Source organism: Aquimarina macrocephali, assembly GCF_051627225.1.
Classification (GTDB): Bacteria; Bacteroidota; Bacteroidia; order Flavobacteriales; family Flavobacteriaceae; genus Aquimarina; species Aquimarina macrocephali.
This window is the reverse complement of sequence record NZ_CP151795.1, coordinates 2,281,463-2,302,250: the sequence shown is the minus strand read 5'-3', so window position 1 is coordinate 2,302,250 and position 20,788 is coordinate 2,281,463. Positions and strand designations below refer to the sequence as shown.

The 20,788-nt window shown below is 33.7% G+C and carries 14 protein-coding genes; 9 read left to right on the top strand and 5 right to left on the bottom strand.

Features of this window, described 5'->3' with window-relative positions:
* Positions 1 to 4 precede the first annotated feature (4 nt).
* The gene (locus AAFU52_RS10275) at positions 5 to 1,144 is read right to left on the bottom strand and encodes a cystathionine gamma-synthase (protein WP_438426347.1); all 1,140 of its coding nucleotides are present in this window, start codon (positions 1,142 to 1,144) and stop codon (positions 5 to 7) included.
* A 155-nt stretch (positions 1,145 to 1,299) separates the two neighbouring features.
* Between AAFU52_RS10275 and AAFU52_RS10270 the strand changes: the two genes are divergently transcribed.
* A complete protein-coding gene (locus AAFU52_RS10270; RefSeq protein WP_161635347.1) occupies positions 1,300 to 2,037 on the top strand; it encodes a DUF3298 and DUF4163 domain-containing protein in 738 nt (245 codons plus the stop codon).
* Between the two features lie 34 nt (positions 2,038 to 2,071).
* Here the strand turns inward: AAFU52_RS10270 and AAFU52_RS10265 are convergent, their stop codons facing one another.
* Entirely contained in the window at positions 2,072 to 2,527 is a 456-nt protein-coding gene (locus AAFU52_RS10265; protein WP_438426345.1) for a DinB family protein, read from the bottom strand.
* A gap of 202 nt (positions 2,528 to 2,729) precedes the next feature.
* Between AAFU52_RS10265 and AAFU52_RS10260 the strand changes: the two genes are divergently transcribed.
* Both AAFU52_RS10260 and AAFU52_RS10255 read left to right on the top strand, forming a co-directional pair.
* A complete protein-coding gene (locus AAFU52_RS10260; protein ID WP_024772942.1) occupies positions 2,730 to 3,083 on the top strand; it encodes an arsenate reductase family protein in 354 nt (117 codons plus the stop codon).
* Positions 3,076 to 3,972 (top strand): DMT family transporter, encoded by an 897-nt coding sequence (locus AAFU52_RS10255; protein ID WP_024772941.1) that lies wholly within the window; start codon positions 3,076 to 3,078, stop codon positions 3,970 to 3,972. Before AAFU52_RS10260 ends, AAFU52_RS10255 begins: the two co-directional genes overlap by 8 nt.
* On the opposite strand, the gene AAFU52_RS10250 is transcribed toward AAFU52_RS10255, so the two are convergent.
* Positions 3,969 to 4,451, bottom strand: coding sequence for an acyl-CoA thioesterase (locus tag AAFU52_RS10250; RefSeq protein ID WP_024772940.1), 483 nt, complete (start codon positions 4,449 to 4,451; stop codon positions 3,969 to 3,971). The two genes, AAFU52_RS10255 and AAFU52_RS10250, sit on opposite strands and share 4 nt — an antisense overlap.
* A gap of 191 nt (positions 4,452 to 4,642) precedes the next feature.
* Here AAFU52_RS10250 and AAFU52_RS10245 point away from each other — a divergent pair, with 191 nt between their 5' ends.
* The 6 genes from AAFU52_RS10245 (at position 4,643) to AAFU52_RS10220 (ending at position 18,386) form a co-directional block, all read left to right on the top strand.
* Positions 4,643 to 5,644, top strand: coding sequence for a bestrophin family protein (locus AAFU52_RS10245; protein ID WP_438426344.1), 1,002 nt, complete (start codon positions 4,643 to 4,645; stop codon positions 5,642 to 5,644).
* Complete coding sequence (locus AAFU52_RS10240) at positions 5,644 to 6,609, top strand: YheT family hydrolase (protein ID WP_024772938.1); 966 nt, start codon at positions 5,644 to 5,646, stop codon at positions 6,607 to 6,609. Before AAFU52_RS10245 ends, AAFU52_RS10240 begins: the two co-directional genes overlap by 1 nt.
* A 432-nt stretch (positions 6,610 to 7,041) precedes the next feature.
* Positions 7,042 to 10,170 (top strand): VPS10 domain-containing protein, encoded by a 3,129-nt coding sequence (locus AAFU52_RS10235; RefSeq protein WP_438426343.1) that lies wholly within the window; start codon positions 7,042 to 7,044, stop codon positions 10,168 to 10,170.
* Between the two features lie 459 nt (positions 10,171 to 10,629).
* Positions 10,630 to 13,932: a GEVED domain-containing protein gene (locus tag AAFU52_RS10230; protein WP_241461461.1), complete on the top strand. Its 3,303-nt coding sequence runs from the start codon at positions 10,630 to 10,632 to the stop codon at positions 13,930 to 13,932.
* 944 nt (positions 13,933 to 14,876) lie between these two features.
* A complete protein-coding gene (locus AAFU52_RS10225; protein WP_161635346.1) occupies positions 14,877 to 15,050 on the top strand; it encodes a hypothetical protein in 174 nt (57 codons plus the stop codon).
* A 129-nt stretch (positions 15,051 to 15,179) separates the two neighbouring features.
* Positions 15,180 to 18,386: a M14 family zinc carboxypeptidase gene (locus tag AAFU52_RS10220; RefSeq protein ID WP_438426342.1), complete on the top strand. Its 3,207-nt coding sequence runs from the start codon at positions 15,180 to 15,182 to the stop codon at positions 18,384 to 18,386.
* Positions 18,387 to 18,829: 443 nt separating this feature from the next.
* On the opposite strand, the gene AAFU52_RS10215 is transcribed toward AAFU52_RS10220, so the two are convergent.
* Positions 18,830 to 19,543 carry a 3'-5' exonuclease gene (locus tag AAFU52_RS10215; RefSeq protein WP_024769616.1) on the bottom strand — a complete coding sequence of 238 codons (714 nt, stop codon included), beginning with the start codon at positions 19,541 to 19,543 and terminating at the stop codon, positions 18,830 to 18,832.
* Complete coding sequence (locus AAFU52_RS10210; RefSeq protein ID WP_024769617.1) at positions 19,533 to 20,699, bottom strand: serine hydrolase domain-containing protein; 1,167 nt, start codon at positions 20,697 to 20,699, stop codon at positions 19,533 to 19,535. The genes AAFU52_RS10215 and AAFU52_RS10210 overlap by 11 nt, the downstream gene beginning before the upstream one ends.
* Positions 20,700 to 20,788: the final 89 nt, after the last annotated feature.

Below are 20,788 nucleotides of genomic sequence, written 5' to 3'. Positions count from 1 at the left end.
TAGGTTATCCAATAGCTTGTTCAAGATCTGCAATTAGATCGTTAATATCCTCTATTCCAACACTTAATCGAATCAAAGAATCGACTACTCCTGTTTTCTCACGTTCTTCTTTTGGTATTGAAGCATGTGTCATACTTGCCGGGTGCCCTGCAAGGCTTTCTACACCGCCAAGAGATTCTGCCAAAGTGAAGAATTTTAGATTCTCTACGATCTTAATTGCACTATCATAATCACTTCCTTTTGTTACAAAAGAAATCATACCTCCAAAACCATCCATCTGTGCTTTGGCAACTTCATGATTAGGGTGATCTTCAAAACCTGGCCAGTATACTTTTTCTATTTTAGGATGATTCTTCAAATACTTTGCAATGGCTTCACCATTTTCACAGTGTCGTTGCATACGTATATGTAATGTCTTAATCCCTCTTAACACCAAAAAACTATCTTGCGGTCCACAAACAGCACCACTTGCATTCTGAATGAAGTAAAGTCGTTCTGCTAATGTTGAATCCTTTACAATTAATGCTCCCATAACCACATCGCTATGCCCTCCTAAATATTTGGTAGCGCTATGCATTACAATATCTGCACCAAGATCCAAAGGTCTTTGCAAGTATGGAGTAGCAAAAGTGTTATCTACAGCCAATAAAATATTATGTTTTTTTGATATTGCAGCTATTGCTTTAATATCAATAATATTCATCATAGGATTGGTTGGTGTCTCAACCCAAATTAATTTGGTGTTTTCATTTACATAATCCTCTACTTTATCTGCATTTTCCATCCCTATAAAGTGAAACTTGATTCCAAAATCTTCAAAGATCTTAGTAAACAAACGATAGGTTCCTCCATATAAATCGTTAGTAGAAACAACCTCATCACCAGGTTTCAATAATTTGATTACTGCGTCTATGGCAGCAAGTCCTGATCCGAAAGCAAGTCCAAATTTTCCGTTTTCGATACTAGCAAAAGAATCTTCTAATGCTTTTCTTGTAGGATTATGTGTTCTGCTATATTCAAAACCTTTATGTCCTCCCGGAGTGGTCTGAGCGTATGTAGATGTCTGATATATAGGAGGCATGACGGCACCATAAGCCGGATCGTGTTTCTGTCCTCCGTGAATTGTTTTAGTGTTAAATTTCATCTATTTATTAGTTTTTAACAAGAATAAATTAACTTGGTCGTTTTATGTTGAAAAACGGGACAAATGTATGATTTAATTCGTTCTAATCATATTTCGTCGAATACCTTTAGTAGATGATTAACACAAAAACTAACACCAAGTCAAAATTCATTCTTTTGCTACTAATTTTTTGGGGATTATATAGCTGTGACAATACAGAATCTTTCACTTTTGAAAAACAAAATTTTACAGTAGACACTCTTCTTGACTGCAAAAATGTGGATTGTGCTTCTTTAGAAATCAACGTATTAAAAATTGTTGATGATAACCCAGTAGCTGCCATTATTAATAAAGAAATAGAAAATACAGCCTGTTCTATTTTAAATATTGGTGAAAACGCATCAGAACCAAACCTTAAAGAAGCGATCTCTCAATTTAATAGTTCCTATCAAAATATTAGTGAAGAATTCCCAGAAGAAATCGTTCCTTATGAAGCTACTATTGATTGTGAACTTAGTTTTCAATGTCCAGGTTTAATCTCTGTCGTAATGGATTCTTATATATTTACTGGTGGTGCTCATGGAAATGGTACAGTTTCTTATATCAATATTGACACAAAAACAGGAAAGCAATTTTCTAATAAGTCATTATTTAAGAATTATAATGAATTTGAAGATTATGTAGAAAAAATCTTTAGAACACAACATGAAATCCCAGAAAAAGAATCGATTAATAGCACCGGTTTCTTTTTTGAAGATGATACGTTCAGTTTACCTTTAACTATAGGGTTTACAGATAAAGAAGTTATTCTCTACTACAATCAATATGAAATTAACTCCTATGCAGAAGGGCCTATAGAATTAAAATTGAACAAGGAAGAGGTTGCTTCGTTTTTTGCAGTTAAGATTTTTTGATAAAACAATTTATTTATAGGGAATCCAAACTTACTTAAATCGCTTTTCTAAGTGCCAAGATATATCCTAAATGAATTCCTTCGTGATAATTATTAAAATTCATCGCATCCTCAACAGATTTTAATACAAATCCGGTACTAGTCTCGTAGTCATTGTAATTTTTAAAGATATCATCGTTTAGATCCTTTTCTGTTTTATCTAATGTTGTAAATAAAAGCTTCTTTATTTCTGATACTTCTTCTGCAGTAACTGGTCTTTCGGTCTTTGTTCCTTTTCGATACAAGTCTACCATTTCATTATCAATCATCATTGGTAATCCGCTCAATTTATACACCAATAATTGTTGAGTTACCATCACGTGCGCAATGTTCCATATTAGGTTATTTTTAAATCCTTCAGGCACTTCATTTAATTGATCTAAAGAATAGTTATCTAATATTTTTTCTAATATTTTTCGATTGACACGAGTAATTGTTATTGGATCTTGCATGGTACTTATCTGTTTATTTTATTGTTTTTCAAAAGTCATACTTCAACTATGCTCAGCATAGGTATAAAATTTGCCAATGATCGTATCGTTTAGCAACAACATAATCTTTGTGGCTCATTTCATAATTTTTAGCCAAAAATATGAGTTTTAATTGTGAAATGAATTTCCTTTGTGATGATTTTGACACTTAAAATAATCAACTGTGAAAAAAATATACCATTTGTCTACTTGCGATACTTGCAGACGTATTTTAAATGAATTAAATCCATCTTCGGATTTCATTTTGCAAGACATTAAAAACGAAACTATTACCACAGAGCAAATTGAAAAAATGTATGACTTAGCCGGAAGCTATGAGGCTTTATTTAGTAAAAGAGCACGGTTATACAAAGAGCGGGATCTTAAAAATCAGGATTTATCTGAAGAAGATTATAAAAAATTAATCTTAGAGCATTATACTTTCTTAAAACGACCAGTAATTATTGTTAATGACAAAATCTTTATCGGAAACAGTAAAAAAGTGGTAGAAGAGGCAACTATTACTATTAATGGATAAAAGAACGGCTGCATTACTCGCCGCATTTGGTGCCAGTTTGATATATGGCATAAATCATACTGTGGCAAAAGGTGTAATGCCTACCTACATCAAACCATTTGGATTTATTTTATTGCGAGTAGTTGGTGCTGCATTATTATTCTGGCTTGCATCTATATGGGCTCCAAAACAAAAAATAGAGCGCAATGACTGGCCAAGGGTAATTGCTTGTACTATTTTTGGAATGGTGATCAATATGCTTATGTTTTTTAAAGGATTGCAATTATCGACACCTATCAATAGCTCTGTAATGATCACCATCTCTCCAATTTTGGTGTTTATTTTATCTGCTTTTTTTATAAAAGAAAAAATTACTTTTTTAAGAACTATTGGTATTTTACTAGGTTTTTCGGGAGCACTGGGTCTTATTCTTTTTGGTTCAGAAATCCGTCAGGATGCTCCAAATATCCCATTAGGAAATGCTTTATTCGTTATCAATGCAGCTTCATATGCTATTTACCTAATATTGGTAAAACCTTTAACCACTAAGTATCATTCTATTACTTTAATGAAGTGGTTTTTCTTACTTGGTGTTATTATTAATTTTCCGATTACCATTTCAGAATTTAGTGAAGTAGAATGGTTCTCGCTACCTTATGAGGTAATATGGAAAATGATTTTTGTGGTCATAGCAACTACATTTTTAACCTATTTGTTAAATATATTTGCGCTAAGGCATTTAAGAGCTTCAACAATTGCAGCATTTATATATCTACAGCCTCTTCTGGCTATTAGTTTTGCCATGTTAATGGGTGCAGATTCGCTAAATCCAGTCAAAATAATATCTGCAGTACTAGTTTTTTTGGGAGTATACCTGGTTACTAAATCTCCTAAAAAAATAGCCTCTTAAACTTGTTCTAAGTCTACCGGAGTTTTAGCAAATTTTCTTGTATCTTCTTTGGTAAGCACCTTAAAATCTTCTGGTCGCTCTACTCTGTCTAACAATTGATGTATTTCATCTGGAAGAGCAATCAATTTTCGGGTATTCAAATCCATCCAGGCACCCATCATTTCACATTGTGCAAAATTTCGCCCTTTATAATCATAATATTTATGTCTGAACTCAAAAAATTTTCCATCTTCACTTAATCCCGAAATTTCTAAAGAGACTTTCACCGGTCTACCATAAAACACTTCTTTAAAGTAATAAATATGTTCATAAAACACAACAGGACCAATATTAAACTTACTCAAAAGACGTTGATCAAAACCCTTTTCTGTTAAAAAAGACATTCGGGTATGTGCTGCAAATTCTATATATGCTTTATTCGCCAAATGACGATTTGCATCAATATCATTCCATCTAATTTCAAAATCTTTTAAATACATAATGTCTGTTTTTTTGATCAACAAAAGTACAAAATAACTTATTATGCACGCATAGCAGAGTGTTATTAAATATGTATATTTGATAATGCACATAAAACAAAAAATATCTAAGACCAGATATTATTTTCGGGATTTTAGTGAAATAGGCTTTAAAAACCTGTGTGGTCTTCTTGTTTTAAAACAAACTCATAATGTATATTAAACGAAATATTAGTTGGGGGATTATCCTTCGATACGCCTGGAAAAATATTATTTTCTTCACCATATATACTACGGTTATTTTTTCATTATATCATTTTTTAGATTGGAAATTTATTGATATCCCTTTTCAACCTCTTACCGTAATTGGTATTGCCGTTGCATTTTATATTGGTTTTAAAAACAGCCAAAGTTATGATCGGTTTTGGGAGGCTCGTAAAATCTGGGGTAGTATCGTAAACTATTCCAGAACCTGGACCAATCAGATATTATGTTTAGTACAGGATGATCAAAAAACCAAGCAGGTATTGATTTATAGACATATTGCCTGGATCAATGCCTTAAGAATTCAACTCAGACAACCTAATTCTTTTTCTTTAAAAGAAAATAGAGCTATAGAAAAACTCTTTAAAAAACATGGCGAACAAAAACCAGCTTGCGATGCTACAACTAAATTTGTATCTGATCAAGAATATCAAGATCTACTAAAACGGAAGAACCCTGCTACTCATTTAGTTAAAAATCAAGGACTTCATCTTAAACAACTTCTGGATCAAGGTAAAATTACAGAGTTTGACAAACAGCTTTTTCATAATATACTGGAAGAGTTATATAATCTTCAAGGTAAGTGTGAACGTATTAAGAATACTCCTTTCCCAAGACAATACGCATATTTTAGTACATTGTTTACATGGATATTTATTCTTTTATTACCTTTTGGATTACTTAATGTTTTTGAAAACAAACTAAATGAAATGACAAATGGTATAGAACAATGGTTTGTCTTTTTAATGATACCACTCTCTATTTTAATAAGTTGGGTTTTCTTTACAATGGAAAAAATTGGAAGTAACAGTGAAGATCCTTTTGAAGGACGAATTAATGATGTGCCAATGACTGCATTATGTAAAACTATTGAAATTGACCTGCGCGACATGCTTGACGAAAAAAATCTTCCAGAAAAAGAACAACCAAAAGATAATATATTATACTAATGCCGTTAATTGAATCTAAGTATATTCCTCCGTTTTTATTTAGAAATGGTCATATGTCTACCATATACCCTAATCTACTTCGTAAAGTAAAAGGAGTATCACAAAAAAGAGAACGTGTAGAGCTTGATGATGGAGATTTTATTGATCTTGATTGGAGTTACAGTGCAGCACCAAACTCAAAAAAACTGACGGTCATCATTCATGGATTAGAAGGTAATGGACAACGCCAATATATGCTAGGATTAGCAAGACACCTAAATCATAATGGCTGGGATTCTGCAGCAATAAATCTTAGAAATTGTAGTGGTGAAGTAAACCGTCTTTATAGATCTTATAACGCGGGAGCCAGTGAAGATTTGGATCGTATTATCAAGCATATACTTACGACATATGCCTATACAAACATATCAATATGTGGATTTAGTTTAGGAGGTAATATTATGTTAAAATACCTCGGAGAAGGTCGTTCTTTAGCCTCAGAGATAAAAACTGCCGCGGCTATTTCGGTTCCCTGTGATCTATATGATTCGTTATCAGAAATAAATAAACCGAAGAATTACGTCTATCAACAACGTTTTATAAACCATCTAAAAGCCAAATTGTATGATCGGCAAATTCAATTTTCTGATACTTTAACTACATCAGATATTAGAGCTTGCAAATCTCTTATGGACATTGATAATTTATATACCAGTAAGGCCCATGGGTATGAAAATGCTATGGAGTATTATTCTAAATGTAGCTCCAGGCAATTTCTGAAACATATCGAAGTTCCCTCCCTTATCCTTAATGCCAAAAATGATTCTTTCCTGGGAGATCTTTGTTATCCTTTTGATGAAGCCAAGAAAAATCCCAATTTATTTCTTGAAACCCCAGATTATGGAGGTCATGTAGGTTTTTATCTTCCTAATAAAGTGTATTATAATGAATTGCGAACATTGAATTTTTTTGAGCAATCCAATTAACACTAAATAAAGAAAGATTTTTCTTGCAACACAGTTGCATTATAGTGGTCTTAATGTTTTGTACAGTAATTTTATTTCTCTTCATCGAAAAACTTTTTTTTATCAAAAAGATTTGATGAGCTTTGATCATGATTCTTCGATTTTTGAAGGAAATTTAACTAACTTAAACTCAACTCAACATGAAACCAAATCAAAAACCTACCTCCTCTCGGTATTAGCAAATAAGATTTAAAAAATTATAATCTTAGTATACTACTAGTTTTTCTCTACTTCAAAGAATCCCGAAAAACTAATTAACCTTATAAAAAACTTTCTATTATTCTATTAATAATATATGGAATAGTAATGATTGATTACCCTTATGGATCTATGAACTTCTAGTTCATTAAGTTTAATAAACCAATTTTTTTAACATAAACTCAAACACAAAAAATGAAAAAACCATTTATCATTTTAGCCGCGCTTATTTGCTATATTGGGCATTCCCAATATAACTCAAGCGCCCCCTGGATGCAGGATTTAAATCAAAGCAAGAATTCTTCAGGAGTCAACACCTCTGTAAAATTTCAAAAGATCACTAATGCATTTACCACCTATTGGACAGACAAAAACCATAAGGAAAAAGGTAGTGGATATAAGCCCTTTAAGAGATGGCAGGAATACTGGAAAAATTCTTTATTACCAGATGGTACTATACCAACTCCCGAACACTTATGGAAAGCCTGGGAAGAAAAGAACAATATGGCCTCTTCTTCTACAAAGGCAGCTGCAAGCTGGCTTCCTATGGGGCCATTTGATCATGAAGTAACAGGTTCATGGTCTCCAGGACAAGGACGAGTAAATGTTGTTATTGTAGATCCTAATAACCCTAATACATTTTATATTGGAGCTCCAGCAGGAGGAATATGGAAATCTACAGACAAAGGTGCAAATTGGACCTCTTTGTCAGATGACCTTCCTCAAATTGGTGTTTCTGGTATAGCTATCGATCCTAATAATTCGAATATTGTTTATATTTCTACTGGAGATGATGATGCCAATGATTCGTACAGTATTGGGATTCTTAAATCTACTGATGGAGGAAATACCTGGGCAAAAACAGGCCTAGAATTTTTAAATTCACAAACCTCGAGTAACGATATTTATATCGATCCCAATAACTCGAATACATTATGGGTAGCAACTAGTCAAGGAGTTTACAAAACCACTAACGCAGGAGTTGCATGGACTAAAACATTGAATGCAGACGTAAAGGATATTAAACTCAAACCAGGTGATTCTAATGTAATTTATGCAACTACAAAAGATTCTTTTTATAAATCAACAAATGGAGGAACCAGCTTTACAAAAATACAAAGTGGACTACCATCAAGTTCAGGAAGGTTGGTCATCGAAGTTACCCCTGCCAATCCTAGCTATGTCTATGTTTTAAGTGCCAAAACCAGAAGTGCAAGTTATGCTTTTCAAGGTTTATATCGCTCAACTGATAGTGGAAATAGCTTTACAAAAACTCAAGAAACTACTAATATATTACAATCAGGTCAAGCTTGGTATGATTTAGCACTAACAGTTTCAGATACAGATGCCAATACCATTTTTGTAGGATGTCTTAATATATGGAAATCTACTGATGGAGGAAATAACTTCTCAGCAATCAATAGTTGGTCAAACCCTCAACAAGCTTCATACACCCATGCAGATATTCACTTTTTACGTTATTATAATGGAAAGTTAATGTGTGGTAGTGATGGAGGAGTATACTTATCAGAAAATGATGGTGGGAGCTTTACAGATTTAACCAAAGGATTACAGATAGGTCAGTTTTACAGAATATCAGTAGCAGAAAATAGTAGTTCTAACAACCTTGTGGGAGGACTTCAGGATAATGGAGGATATGCACGTAATGGAGACACATGGAACAATTATTTTGGCGCAGACGGAATGGATTGTGCAGTAAGTGGAACAAACCCTAATACGTATTATGGGTTTATACAAGGAGGAGGATCTCTTTATAAAACTACCAATAGAGGAACAACACAAACTCGAGTAACCGATGGACCTGAATCAGGAAATTGGGTTACTCCTCTGGTTTCTGATAAAGATGGAAATGTTTATGCAGGGTATTCTAGATTTTATAAACTTAATAATAATAATTTCCAGAGACTTTCTAACTTCAATTTTGGTGGCAAGTTAGATCAAATCGAAGTAGACCCGTCTAATACAAACAATATTTATGTTTCTCGTGAAAATAATTTATATAAAAGTACTGACAAAGGAGTAAACTGGACAAAAATCCATACTTCTACCACAAATATTACTTCTATAGAAGTGCATAATGATAATACTAATATCATTTATATATCTACCAACGGTTATTCTTCATCAGGGGTTTCTAACGGAGTTTTTAAATCTACTGATCAGGGATCAAATTTTTCTAACATATCAGGTAATTTGCCAAGTGAAGCCAAAAATGTAGTCCGACACCAAAAAGGTACCGAAACTATTTATGTAGGTACTTATTTAGGGGTATATTATAAGCAAGGAAATAACAATTGGGAAAATTATTCTGAAAATTTACCTAATGTTTCTGTACGAGACTTAGAAGTCAATTATTCAGATCAAGTATTATTAGCAGGTACTTATGGAAGAGGTGTTTGGAAAGTCCCTCTTGCAGGATCATCAACTGCAGATACACAAGCTCCTTCCACTCCTTCAAATTTAACAGCGTCTAATGTAACACAAAATACAATTGATCTTTCTTGGGTTGCTTCTACGGATAATGTTGGAGTTACCGGGTATGATATATATCAAGGCAATACTGTTATTGGCACAATAACTACTACTACATATCAGGCTATAGGGTTAACAGCAAATACAGCATATTCTTTTAAAATAAAAGCTAAAGATGCAGCAGGAAACGAATCGGCAGCCAGTAACACTTTAAATGTAACTACTGCAGGAGCATCTTCAACTTATGATGTAAAACTGCGTATTACTTTTGATAACTACCCTGAAGAAACTAGTTGGGAAATCAAAAATGCTAACAGTCAGGTAGTACATTCTGGAGGAACATATCCATCGCAACCTGATGGTTCTACCCTTAATATAACCAAAACTCTGGATTCAGGGTGTTATACTTTAGTATTTAAAGATTCATATGGTGATGGAATTTGCTGTAGTTATGGTAACGGTTCTTACGAACTAACCAATAGTGCCTCTGGTACAGTGCTGGCTTCTGGCGGATCATTTACTTCTGAGGATACTAAAAACTTTTGTGTAGGAAATGCTGTAATGCATAACTTTAATAGAGATATGAAAACAGATATAGAAAGCTCTGACATTGTTATTCACCCAGTTCCTGCAAAAGATTTCATTATAATCAGAATGAATAATTTTAATGGTTCTACATACAGAATCGTTAATAAAACAGGCCAAATAGTAAGAAATGGTAAAATGTCTGAAAATAGAATAGAACTGAACAATTTACCATCTGGAATGTATTTTGTGTCGGTTAAATCAGATACTAAAACCATAACCAAAAAGCTTATCATTAAGCAATAATATACATTCAGTATTTTTTTAAAAACCCCGAAACAGTTTGTTTTGGGGTTTTTCTATTTACAGCAATAGTAGCTTTTAAGGCAACGAATTCAAAATAAAAAAGACGTAATCATATACCTTTCTTTTGTAAAAAAAACATCACAATACTATGCACATATATTAATTTATTATAAAAAACATGTTTTATAAACCCATTGTGCATTTCATTTTGAAATAATAAAAGCTGTACCAACTATTAAATAAAAACAAAGTGAAGTAACCACAATAAGTTAACCAGGGAATAAAAGAAAGTTTTTTCTTGCAACATAGTTGCATTATTATAACCATAATGTTTTATACAGTAATTTTCTTTCTTTTCATCGAAAAACTTTTTTTTATTAAGAATAATTTAAGAAATTCGAATGTTTTCTTTGAATTCTTCAAAAAAACAACAATAACACTAACTCAAACTCAATAACAATGAAAAAAAGCTACAAAAGCCTTATTTCGTTGAGGGGCTTTAATGGGCAAGTGTCACCAAAATTAAATATCGTTATTATTTCTTCAATGATATTTTTATCTGGTGGACTTTTCGCTCAGAATCCTTCACAAAAGGCAAAGATCGCTCAACAAAGTAATCTGGTAAAATTAAATCAATTACAGACCGAATCAGCAAGTAAAGCTGCATTACAAAAGAAAGAAGCTATAGCAGCTGCCAAAAGAAATGGATGGCAGGTCAAAATGACAAATGCTAACGGAAGCTTTTCTGAACTACAAAGATTAGCAAAAGATGGTACTCCTCTCTATTATACTACATTTAATGCAGATGCTGCAAAGTCTACTCGAGCAAATCATTTAAACTCAGGAGGTTCTTTAGGCCTAAATCTAGACGGGCAAAATATGACTGCTTATGTATGGGATGGTGGAGCAACAAGACCTACTCACCAGGAATTTGATGGCACAGGAGGAAATAACAGAGTTACTATTAGTGATGGTGTTACAACTCTTAATGGTAATAGTTTTCATGCTCAACATGTTACAGGAACGATAGTTGCCTCTGGGGTACAAGCCAATGCAAAAGGAATGGCTTCTCAAGCAAAAGCTAAAACACATGATTGGAATAATGATGCTTCTGAAGCAACTACAGCTGCCGCAAACGGTATGCTTTTATCCAATCATTCTTATGGTTTTAGAGCCAGTGCAGTTCCTGATCAGTATTTTGGAGCATATATAGATGAATCCAGAACATGGGATGAAATCATGTATAACGCACCTTTCTATCTTATGGTAGTAGCTGCAGGGAATGATGGAAACGACAATAGCTCTAATGCTCAACCATTAGACGGAAACTCTTCTTATGATAAATTAACAGGGCATTCTACTTCAAAAAACAATCTTGTGGTTGCTAATGCACAGGATGCCAATGTTAGTAATGATGGTACACTAAATAGTGTTACTATTAATAGTGGAAGTAGTGAAGGTCCTACTGATGACTATAGAATTAAACCAGATATTACTGGTAATGGTACAGGTGTATATTCTACTTATGACAATAGTGACACAGCATACAACAGTATCTCTGGTACTTCAATGGCATCGCCTAATGTAACAGGTACACTTTTACTACTACAACAACATTACAATAGTAATAATGGAAACTTCATGAAAGCTGCAACCTTAAAAGGGTTAGCGCTTCATACTGCCGATGATATTGGTCCTTCTGGTCCTGATGCAGTACATGGATGGGGATTATTAAACGCTAAAGTTGCTGCAGAAGCAATTACCAATAAAGGAACTGCTTCAAAAATAGAAGAACTAACACTTACAAGTGGTCAAACGTATACTGTAACTGTTGACTCAGATGGCACAAGCCCTTTATTAGCTTCTATTTCCTGGACAGACAGAGCAGGAACTGCTGTAACTGCAACAAATTCTAATACAGCTGTACTAGTAAATGACTTAGATATAAGAGTTACAAAAGGCTCTACTACATCTAACCCATATAAGCTTACTGGTGTAAATACAAATAGTACCGGCGACAATACTGTGGATCCTTTTGAAAGAGTGGATATCGCTAATGCTTCTGGAACATACACAATTACAGTTACTCATAAAGGAACATTAACAGGAGGGAGTCAAAATTTCTCTCTTATTGTTACTGGGTTAACAGGAACAACTACAGTATGTACTGCAACTGTACCTACAGGAGTATCTTCTTCTGCCGTGGGATCCGATACAGCTACTATTGGTTGGACTGCAGTAGCAGGTGCAACTTATGATGTAAGATACAGACAAACAGGAACAACAAACTGGACAACTTCTGCAGAAAATGGAACCTCTAAAGTCATTTCTGGATTAAACCCATCTACGGCTTATGAAGTACAAGTAAGAAGTAAGTGTGCTGATGGAACTACTTCTAATTATAGTGCTTCTGTAAACTTTACAACTACAGATGTACAACTTAACTACTGTGACTCTAATGGGCAAAGTGTAAATGACGAATATATCAGTAATGTAAAATTAGGAACCATCGATAAAACATCCACAGGAGGAAGTGGTGGATACAACGATTTTACTGCTGAATCTACTAACCTATCTAAAGGTAGTGCCAATACCATTACCATTACTCCTACTTGGACCGGAACTAAATATAATGAAGGATACTCTGTATGGATCGATTATAATCAAGATGGAGATTTTGCCGATACAGGAGAACAAGTATGGACCAATGCGGCTTCACAAACAACTCCGGTAAGTGGTAGCTTTACTGTACCTGCAAGTGCAAAAGATGGAAGTACAAGAATGAGAGTATCTATGAAGTACAATGGAATACCAACTCCTTGTGAATCTTTCTCTTATGGTGAAGTAGAAGATTACACCGTAGCCATAGGAGGATCCGGTACAGATACTCAAGCTCCTTCTGCTCCAGCAGGATTAACAGCTTCTAATGTTGCTCAAACTACATTAACCTTATCCTGGAATACTGCTACTGATAATGTAGGAGTTACAGGATATGATGTATATCAAGGAGCTACTAATCTTGGATCGGTAACTGCAACAACAAGAAATATTACCGGATTAACTGCCAACACGGCATACCAGTTTACTGTAAAAGCTAAAGATGCAGCAGGAAACGAATCTGCAGCAAGTAATACTTTAAATGTAACTACTGCTGGAACGTCTTCTACTTATGATGTAAAACTGCGTATTACTTTTGATAATTATCCTGAAGAAACCAGTTGGGAAATCAAAGATGCGAATAATCAAGTAGTACACTCGGGAGGAACTTATCCTTCTCAGCCTGATGGGTCAACTCTTAATATAACCAAAACTCTTGATGCCGGATGTTATACTTTAGTATTCAAAGATTCTTATGGTGATGGAATTTGCTGTAGCTACGGTAACGGTTCCTATGAACTAACCAATAGCACTTCTGGCGCTGTACTAGCTTCTGGTGCATCGTTTACTTCTGAAGATACTAAAAACTTTTGTGTAGGAAATGCACAATTAAATAATATCAACAGTGATGACACCATAACAACGGATTTGAAAAATTCTAAATTTGTGATCTCTCCTGTTCCTGCAAAAGACTTTATCACGATTCAAATGAACAATGCTAAGGATTCAAATTATAGAATCATTAATCATATTGGTCAGACGGTAAGAAACGGTAAAGTATCTGAAAACAGAGTAGAATTAGGTGGTTTGCCAGATGGAATGTATTTCTTTTCGGTTATATCGAATGATAAAACACTAACCAAAAAGTTTATTATCAAGCAATAACATAAATTCAATATTATTTAAAAACCCCGAAACAAATTGTTTCGGGGTTTTTCTATTTACAATAGTTGTAAATCTATATGTTTGAATAAAACACATATACTCGCCTGCCATATCTAATGACTTTTAAAGCAATGAGTCCATAATTATATGTTTTATTATAGAAGAAAAGGGTCATAATGCTATGCATACACAGCAATTTAATGTAATAAAACATGTTTTATTAAGATTAATCCATATATTCGCCCCTCAAAATAACTTCACACTCATTTTTTACACATCATTTTAAACATTTAGGCTGTATTCTAAAGTATAATTTAGGTAGAGATTTTTTATCTGCTGACTAGTAATTATATTAAGGGAAATTCGTCGGATTGATCCGTCTTGTACCGATATAATTCGAATGTGTTGGGGGACACAATAGAAGTATAATTACTGAACGGCCCTCTCCTTTTTTGGAGAGGGTTTTTTTATTAAAAAATTACCTCTCAAGACTTATCTCAGTCTTTTATGGATAATGCCAAGTGATCTCTCTTTCTTATCAAGAAACAATAACCAACTCAATATCAAGTATAAAAAATCCAGAAACATGTTTTGAGTTGTCTTAAAACACGTTTCTGGACCTATACAGGTTGATTAATGGAGCCTTTTTAAGTAGTTTTCCAAATTATAAACTTAACACACAAATCAACTTATGAAAAAAAATTTCAATGTACTTGTTTTAATGTTTGTCCTTATTTTGTAATGATTGCCAATAAAATTTTTGATAACAAAAATTCATTTTTTTTAAAAAACCCATAAAAAAAGAAAAAGTAAAGAAATCACATTTAAGTTCTCAAAGACAAACACTTACAACACAAAATATATAGTAATTTTTGAGTATATATGATTTATTAAAATTATATTTATAGTATATTAACCATGCACAAAACTCAAACTTCGTCATAATGAAAGATTCTAACAAAAATGCTTTCTCTCGACTGGCATTTAGTTTAACTTTTTCTCATCTAATACTACAGAAGAAAAAGAAAAACATTAAACCATCAAGAAAACAACTAATTCTTAGTTCTAATATTCCTATAGCCATTAAAAATTATCAGGATATTTCTACCTGTTCCTAAGAATTAATTACGCTTTTTTCTACACTTCCGACTAATAAATATGAAGAATGTTTCATCATTCATTCATTCTATTTTCTTCATATATAACATATAGAAAATAACAAAAACTAACTCTTAAACACACAAACAATGAAAACAAACACTAATTCTTTAAAATCCTATATCCCATGGATATGCACTATTTTTTTTCTATGCAATATGTTTATACTACAAGCGCAAGAAAAATATTATCGAGTTGTTTTTGACACAGACAAAGAACAATTAGAAGCTCTGCAAGCAAAAGGACTCGAAGCTGATCATTTTCATTATGAAAATGGAAAAGTTATTGCTGAAATTTCTCATAGTGATCTTAAATTACTCAGAAGAAACAACGTTAAATACAAGATCAAAATTCGTAATCTCTCTAAAAGAATTCCCAGAATAAATAAGAGGGCAGATAGAAGTAATGCTCGTAAAGCCAGTCAAAATAATATCCAACAAGTACCTTCTCCCAGTAATTTTGCATTAGGAAGTATGGGAGGTTTTCATACTCATGATGAAGCTATAGCTGCTTTGGATAAAATGAGGCAACTGTACCCTCAACTCATCACTGCTAAATCATCTATCGGTACAACAATTCAAGGCAGGTCAATTTATATGGTTAAAATAAGTGATAATGCAGATACCGATGAAAACGAAGATGAAATGCTTTATACTTCTATACATCACGCCAGAGAACCGGTAGGACTCTCACAAAATCTTTTTTATATGTGGTATCTGTTAGAGAATTATAACTCTGACCCAGAAATCAAAATATTAGTAGACAATACTGAGTTGTATTTTATTCCTATTATTAACCCTGATGGATACATCCACAATCAACAAACCAACCCAAATGGAGGAGGATATTGGAGAAAGAACAGACGAAACAATGGAGGATCATATGGTGTTGATTTAAATCGTAATTACGGCTATCAATGGGCTGCTCCTGGAGGGTCTTCTTCTACCCCCAGCAGTGACTCGTATCATGGTACTTCTAAATTTTCTGAACCTGAGACCCAGGCGATGAGAGATTTTACGAATCAACATAATTTTGTAGCTGCACTTAATTATCACTCTTTTAGCAACCTTTTGATTCATCCATGGGGATATAAGGCAAATACATTTACTCCTGACCAAAGTACGTTTGTGAAAATATGTACATATATGACAGAAGAAAATTCATATACATACGGTACTCCTAATCAAACAGTAGGATATACAGCGGGAGGAAGCTCTGATGATTGGATGTATGGAGAACAAAGTTCTAAACCCAAGGTTTTTGCTATGACTCCCGAAGTAGGATCTTCAAATGATGGATTCTGGCCGGCTTCCAGTAGAATTATTCCTTTATGTAATGAGGTATACCCTTTTAACATTAAGATAATGAGAATGGCAGCCAAATATGCAAAAGTAACACCTGATAATGTAAATCAAACAATTACGAATACATCAGGAACAGTAGCCTATTCTATTAAACGTTTTAGCCTTAACCAAGCTAACTGGACCGTTAGTTTATCCTCAAATTCTTCGCATATAAGCTCTCTTGGGCAACCAAAACAATATGGTAGTATCACACTTTTAGGAACTGATAATGGAGCTATTGATTTTCAGTTAAAATCAACCACCCCTACAGGAACTCAAATCCCTATAACACTTACTATAAATAATGGTAGCTGGGAGTACACTACAAATGTTACTATTACCTATAATGGTGGTTCTACTACTTGTACTGCAACTGTACCTACAGGAGTGTCTTCTTCTGCCGTGGGATCTAACACAGCTACTATTGGTTGGACTGCAGTAGCTGGTGCAACTTATGATCTGAGATACAGACAAACAGGAACAACAACATGGACTACTTCTACAGAAAATGGAACTTCTAAAGTCATTTCTGGATTAACTCCTTCTACTGCTTATGAAGTACAGCTAAGAAGTAAGTGCGCCGATGGAACTAATTCTAATTACAGTAGCTCTACTAATTTTACAACTACAGATGTACAACTCAACTACTGCGCCTCTAATGGTCAAAGTATATCAGATGAATATATCAGTAATGTGAAATTAGGAACCATCAATAAAACATCGACCGGAGGAAGTGGTGGATACAACGATTTTACTGCTGAATCTACTAACCTATCTAAAGGTAGTGCCAATACCATTACCATTACTCCTACTTGGACAGGAACTAAATATAATGAAGGATACAGTGTATGGATTGATTATAACCAAGATGGAGACTTTGCCGATACAGGAGAACAAGTGTGGACTAATGCTGCTTCACAAACAACTCCAGTAAGTGGAAACTTTACTGTACCTGCAACTGCAAAAGATGGAAACACCAGAATGAGGGTATCTATGAAATACAACGGAATACCAACTCCATGTGAATCATTTGGTTATGGAGAAGTAGAAGATTACACTGTTGCTATAGGTGGGCCTAGTGCAGATACTCAAGATCCTTCTACTCCTGCTGGATTAACAGCTTCTAATGTTGCTCAAACTACATTAACCTTATCTTGGAATGCTGCTACTGATAATGTAGGAGTTACGGGATATGATGTATATCAAGGAGCTACTAATCTTGGATCGGTAACTGCAACAACAAGAAACATTACTGGATTAACTGCTAACACAGCATACCAGTTTACTGTAAAAGCTAAAGATGCTGCAGGAAATCAATCTGTAGCAAGTAGTACCCTAAATATAACTACTGCTGGAACGTCTTCTACTTATGATGTAAAGCTGCGTATTACCTTTGATAATTATCCTGAAGAAACCAGTTGGGAAATCAAAGATGCGAATAATCAAGTAGTACACTCGGGAGGAACTTATCCTTCTCAACCTGATGGGTCAACTCTTAATATAACTAAAACTCTGGATGTCGGATGTTATACATTAGTACTTAAAGATTCTTATGGTGATGGTATTTGCTGTAGTTATGGTAATGGTTCCTATGAACTAACCAATAGCACTTCTGGTGCTGTACTAGCTTCTGGCGCATCGTTTACTTCTGAGGATACTAAAAACTTTTGTGTAGGAAATGCTGCAATACATAACTTTAATACAGATGTGAAAACAGATGTAGAAAGTTCTGACATTGTTATTCACCCAGTTCCTGCAAAAGATTTCATTATAATCAGAATGAATAATTTTAATGGTTCTACATACAGAATCGTTAATAAAGCGGGGCAAATAGTAAGAAATGGTAAAATGTCTGAAAATAGAATAGAACTGAACAATTTACCATCTGGAATGTATTTTGTGTCGGTTAAATCAGACACTAAAACCATAACCAAAAAACTTATTTTAAAATAAATAAAATCAAATATATTGCACAAAACCACCTTTTACAAGGTGGTTTTGTGTTTACTATTTAGAATTACTTCTTATATGATCAATTATAAATTCAAAAAATATCATAAGAAAATTTTATCCCAAAAAAGATTTGTACATATTAATAGAATCTGTATCTTAGATACTTACTTCGTAAACACTCTTTTCACCACGTCATAATTAGAGAGAAATAATAACATAAAGGATATTTACTTTTTTTATGTTTTAAAACTAATTCTGTAGGCTACAGAAAGAATAAAAAATTCAAACCCTGATTAAAATAATGAGTTGTTACTCCTGTTTTCGGCTCGACTTTGTAAACGTTTCGTCAAAATTAGTAGTATTATGGAATAAGAAAGGACTTGTTTCCTTTCTTTTCCATATCAAAAAACAAATTACTATAAAAGGTTAAGTTTTTATTGAAATCATACAGATATTACCTCATCTTCATCTAATAATTCTTCTTGTCGCAATCGAAGCAGGATCTGAGCAACAGCAACTGTATCTTTTTCACAATAAATAATGATACGATCAATATCCTGTTCTTCATAAAAGACTTGTCGTACCTGACTCCCATCAATATCATCTTTTGGTGATGGAATGCCCAGAATATTTGTAAGTAATTTTAAAGAAGTATAGTGTTTATAGTCACCGAATTTCCATAAATCCAAAGTATCTAAATGAGACACTTCCCAGGGTTTTTTGCCAAATAGATTCAACTTATATGGTAATCCTATATTATGAATGATCATTCTACGGGCGATATAAGGAAAATCAAACTCTTTTCCGTTATGGGCACAAAGTAAATGATGTGGTCTCCCAAAATGGGTTTCAATTAAGTTTTTAAAATCGATTAGTAATTGTTTTTCCTCTCCATAAAAGGATTTGGTTCTAAAGAATCTTGTTTCCCCTTTAAATGTAAAATATCCAACAGATATACATACAATTTTGCCAAATTCTGCCCATATCCCTGCCCTTTCATAGAACTCTTCGGGAGAGAACTCTTCTTTACGTTGATATTTGGTTTTATCGGCCCACAGGTATTTGGTTTCTTCACTAAGATTTTCAAAATTCTCATGCTCAGGAACAGTTTCTATATCCAGAAACAAGATATGTTCTAGATTGAGTTTATGAAGCATTCTTTAGCATTTTATAGGCTTCTTCAATAAAAACAAAGAAATCTTCTGTAAATGATTCTCCTGGAACAAACTGACCACGATTATGCCCCAATCGTACAATCATAATATTATCCTCGGGAATACAAATTACATATTGTCCTAAAATACCTCGCATGGCAAAAATTTTCTTATCCAAGTGATCTGATAGCCAAAAACCATATCCATACATTTGTCCATCTTCAAATCTTGGTTTTGTTGCCAATTCTGTAAACTCTGCTGGTAATATTTGTTCACCAGCGAACATTCCTTTGTTTTTAAACAGCATTCCAAAACGAGCAAAATCTCTAGCATTACTTGCTATACAGCAATATGCTTTTTCCATACCACTCTCCTCTCCATCTAATTGCCACATGGCTTCATGCTCCATCCCCAAAGGTTTCCAAAAACTCTCACTTAAATATGTCGAAAGCTTTTTTCCGGTAGCTTTTTCAATAACCATACCTAATAATTGAGTATTGCCGCTTAAATATTCGAATCTTTGCCCTGGTTCTTTAACAACATCTAATCCTAACATTATATCTCTGATATTGGGATCATAATACGCTCTGGCTGTAATAGAAAACGGGCTGGTATAATGCTCGGTCCAGTTAAGACCAGAAGACATTGAAGAAAGGTCTCCTACAGTCGTTTTTGCTGCAAGACCTTGAGAAAACTCAGGGAAAAAATCTCCAACAGGCTGATCCAAGCTTTTAATATGACCATCCATGATTGCTTTTCCTAACATACCTGTCACCATACTTTTTGCCATAGAAAAAGAATTGGTTTTAGAATCAATCCCAAATCCTTCGGCATAGTTTTCATACCAAATACTATCATTCTTAATAATCATAAAAGCGACAGTACCTAGCTCCTCATTAATTGCATTAAGCCTATCTGTACTTTGCACTTTATTATATCCTGGATGAGTAGCCCAGGCTGTGGTACCATTTCCTTTTTCTACAGTACGGTTATCAAAATATGAATAATCATCCAGATACGCAGTTGTGTGACCGGTCATATAAACCACTCTAACCCCTTTGAGTATATAATCATAATCAAAAATATACAACAGTGCTACACAGAGTACAATAACAATAAGTAAACTTTTTAAGAAAAATTTGAGTATCCGTTTTACCATTTCAATGTAAGTTTGAGTTAATATGATAATATTAAAAACAAGTGACTTGTTTAGCTAATGTATGAAAATTAATTACAGATAAATAAAGG